We start from the raw sequence: 3,692 nt of genomic DNA, 5'->3' as shown, positions 1-3,692 counted from the left end.
TCACATCCAGTACATCATAACTGGCAAAATTATCGGTATAGACGATGCTGTCAGGGTAAATTTTTGACTCTATTATCGGCAGTAATGTGCGTGATTTGGCATCGGGTATGACCTTGGTATACACCTTACCACCACGCTTGAGAAGCCCGAAAACAGGCACTTTTCCGGCAGCACCTCTGCCACGCTGACCTTTACGACGACCACCAAAATAACTTTCGTCCAGTTCAATCTCGCCATCAAACCAGGAGTGCCTATCTACGTGCTCGGCTATCAGCACTCTGAGGCGGTGAAAATAGTATGCAGCAGTGTTCCTGTGGACACCAACCAGCTCTGCGGCAATACGGGCTGTGGAGCCTGCAATAAACTGTTCAAGTAACCGTTCCTGTTTGTACTGACTGAGTCTGCTTTTTCTCATGGCACTATCCTAGATGATCTTAGTTATCTAGGACAGCCCCTAAAAAATAGACAGCAAATTAGTGTCAGCGATGAAAATAGCGTTATTGATTGGTGGGAGTAAAACCAGAAAACCCCGCCAGTTCAGGCCAGTCGATAGATATTGCGGTTAGATTTATGTTCGTTTTGAGGTTTTAATTCCTATTAATGAACACTCGCTGCTGCAGCCTAAAGTCTGCATTTTCTGGTCGTTAAACAGCGGCAAACGGCTGACGTCATATGAGGTGGATCTCGCCAGTAGCACTACTCCGCAAGCAATGTTGGGCCGGAAGAAGCCGGACACTGGCGAGGGATTGACGTCAACGCCCTATGACAAAAAGCGGTTACTGTCTGATTTTCTGGCAGGATCTGGAAACTCTTCTATACTTAACGCTGATGTTGTCCGCACTGAGGGTCGACGCGGTAAGAAAACCACGGTCCCTCTCGACGTCAGACGACAGGCAACTGCTCTACGCCGTCACCGTCAGACCACGCAGTTACCCTCATTGCACAGCATCTTTCTGAACCATTAATCAGGAGGAATGTGTGACTAAACAAGCAGATTTCGTTCCCCCAATTAAGGCAGAAGCGCGCTACGCCTTCTTCTTTGACGTGGATGGCACACTGACGGCGATCAAACCGCGCCCGGATGAAGTTTCCATCCCTGCTGCGGTGGTGGCTGACCTACAGCAGCTGGCGCAAAGCTGTGATGCTGCGCTGGCGCTGGTTTCTGGCCGCCCGATAAGCGAACTGGATGCCTTGGTCGCCCCGGCGCGTTTTCCGCTGGTCGGCGTGCATGGCGCAGAGCGGCGCAATCTCCAGAATAAAATTACGGGCATTGCCCTCGACCCGGGTACTGTGACGATCCTCAGCCGTGAACTGGAGCAGGCGATAGCCGCTCTGCCGGGTACCGGGCTGGAGAGTAAAGGTATGGCGTTTGCTCTGCATTATCGCCAAGCACCGCAGTATCAGCAGGCGATTGAAGCGCTGGCCGACTCGCTAGTGGCGCGTTTCCCCGAGCTGGTACAACAGCCGGGAAAATGCGTGGTCGAGCTGAAGCCGCGGGGCGTGAACAAAGGTGCCGCGATCAACGATTTTATGCAACAGCCTCCGTTTGCCGGCCGTATCCCGGTGTGTATCGGGGATGATCTGACTGACGAAGCAGGTTTTGACGTGGTCAATGCCATGGGCGGTATCTCAATTAAAGTCGGCTCTGGAGCCACCGCTGCGCGCGGACGTCTGGCTGATGTTGATGCCGTTTACCGCTGGCTGGAACAGACCCGAATAAAACTAGATCAAGACGCAACAACGTCGGTGAGGAGTTAAATTATGAGTCGCTTAGTAGTCGTATCTAACCGTATTGCCATTCCTGATGGCAGTAAGGCCAGTGCCGGAGGACTGACGGTAGGCATTGTTGATGCCCTGAAAACCACCGGAGGCATGTGGTTTGGCTGGAACGGTGAGATCAATGAAATTGGAGAAGATGAAGAGCAGCTGAATATGCTGGAGCAGGATGGCATCACTTATGCCTCCTTCGGCCTAGAACAGAATGATTACGATCTCTACTATCTGCAGTTTTCCAACGCGGTGCTATGGCCTGCTTTCCACTACCGTCTCGACCTAGTGAATTTCCAGCGTGAAGCCTGGGATGGTTACTGCCGCGTCAATAAGCAGTTGGCACAGCGCCTGCAGCCGCTGCTGAAAGAAGACGATGTTCTGTGGATCCACGATTACCATCTGCTGCCGTTTGCCGCCGAGCTGCGCAAGCTGGGCGTCAATAACCGCATCGGCTTCTTCCTGCATATACCGTTCCCGACCCCGGAGATCTTCAACGCGCTGCCGCCGCACGCTGACCTGCTGGAGATGATGTGCGAATACGATCTGCTGGGCTTCCAGACGGAGAGTGACCGTCTGGCGTTCTTGGAGAGCGTTTCACTGCTGACGCAGATGCAGAGCGAAGGCAAACAGCATCGCGCCTTCGGCAACCGCTTCACCACCGAGGTTTACCCGATCGGTATCGAACCTGACAGCATCAAAGAGATGGCTGAAGGGCCGCTACCGCCAAAAATGGTGGCGATGAAGGAAGATCTGGGTGACGCGCAAAATATTATCGCCTGCGAGCGCCTCGACTATTCGAAAGGGTTGCTGGAGCGCTTTCTCGCCTACGAGGCGCTGCTGGAGAACTATCCGCAGCATCATGGCAAAATTCGGTACTCGCAGATTGCGCCCACCTCGCGCGGCAACGTGCAGGCTTATCAGGATATCCGCCATATGCTGGAAACTGAAGCGGGGCGCATCAATGGTAAATACGGCACGCTGGGCTGGACGCCGCTCTACTACCTCAATCAGCACTTTGACCGCCGCCTGCTGATGAAAATCTTCCGCCTGACGGATATCGGGCTGGTAACGCCGCTGCGTGACGGCATGAATCTGGTGGCGAAAGAGTATGTCGCCGCTCAGGATCCGGATGACCCGGGCGTGCTGGTGCTGTCGCGTTTTGCTGGTGCCGCCAACGATCTGAAGTCGGCGCTGATCGTCAATCCTTATGACCGCGATGATGTCGCGGCGGCACTCAACCAAGCAATAACCATGTCACGTACGGAAAGGATCTCGCGCTACAACGACATGATGACGGTGCTGCGCAGCAATGACATTACGCACTGGCGTGAGAGCTACCTACGTGATTTGCAGGCGCTGCCGCAGGATGGTCGGGTAAAGAGCCAGCAGAGTAACGTGACTTCCTTGCCAAAACTGGCCTGAAACATCGGTCCAGTGTAAACAAGATATCTGACCCACAGGGGCTGTGACCCCTGATCTTGACCCGCCATCTCCGGACAGCTTTTGTATCTTAAGTTAACGATGCCTGCTGCCGCCAGTATTCCCCGCCAGTATTCCCCGCCAGTATTCCCTCGGGGAGTTACATCCCCGCGCGCTGTGCGGATGGTTTTCATTGTAATGCGTGAACGCTGGTGCAAGGTTTCGCAGGGCTGTTCTCACCTCCGGTTTTGGCATGAACGCGATATAGTCTTCCTTCATCGTTTTCACGAACCGTTCGGCCATGCCATTACTCTGTGGGCTACTCACCGCTGTTGTACAGGGCGCCAGATTCCGCTCTCTGGCGAACCTCCGCGTGTCATGCGCGGTATACGCTGAACCATTATCCGTCAGCCTGTCGCCAGTGGACGCCTGCAGTTGGAATTCGGTATCTCTGTCAGCAAGAATACGCTCTATCGCTAGGTAGCGTCTTAGGACGTGGTGTA

The 3,692-nt window shown here is 54.1% G+C and carries 3 protein-coding genes and 1 pseudogene; 2 read left to right on the top strand and 2 right to left on the bottom strand.

The window, feature by feature from the left end:
- Positions 1–415 (bottom strand): IS1595 family transposase (locus BBW68_RS07845; RefSeq protein ID WP_148127470.1); only part of this gene is annotated, 415 nt, incomplete at its 3' end.
- 563 nt (positions 416–978) lie between these two features.
- Between BBW68_RS07845 and otsB the strand changes: the two are divergent.
- Both otsB and otsA read left to right on the top strand, forming a co-directional pair.
- Positions 979–1,787 (top strand): annotated as a pseudogene (otsB, locus tag BBW68_RS07840) (trehalose-phosphatase).
- Complete coding sequence (otsA, locus tag BBW68_RS07835) at positions 1,762–3,192, top strand: alpha,alpha-trehalose-phosphate synthase (protein ID WP_070134723.1); 1,431 nt, start codon at positions 1,762–1,764, stop codon at positions 3,190–3,192. Before otsB ends, otsA begins: the two are co-directional and overlap by 26 nt.
- Before the next feature lie 93 nt (positions 3,193–3,285).
- Here otsA and BBW68_RS07830 read toward each other — a convergent pair.
- The coding region (locus tag BBW68_RS07830; protein WP_245675232.1) for an integrase core domain-containing protein at positions 3,286–3,692 on the bottom strand (407 nt) is incomplete at its 5' end.

The sequence above is a fragment of the Candidatus Erwinia dacicola genome (genome assembly GCF_001756855.1).
GTDB lineage: Bacteria > Pseudomonadota > Gammaproteobacteria > Enterobacterales > Enterobacteriaceae > Erwinia > Erwinia dacicola.
The sequence above is the reverse complement of the archived record's forward strand: the minus strand, read 5'-3'. Positions and strand labels throughout refer to the sequence as shown.

Coding starts and splice junctions, on each gene's coding strand:
- otsA (WP_070134723.1), top strand. CDS start 1,762: ATGAGTCGCTTAGTAGTCGTATCTAACCGTATTGCCATTCCTGATGGC.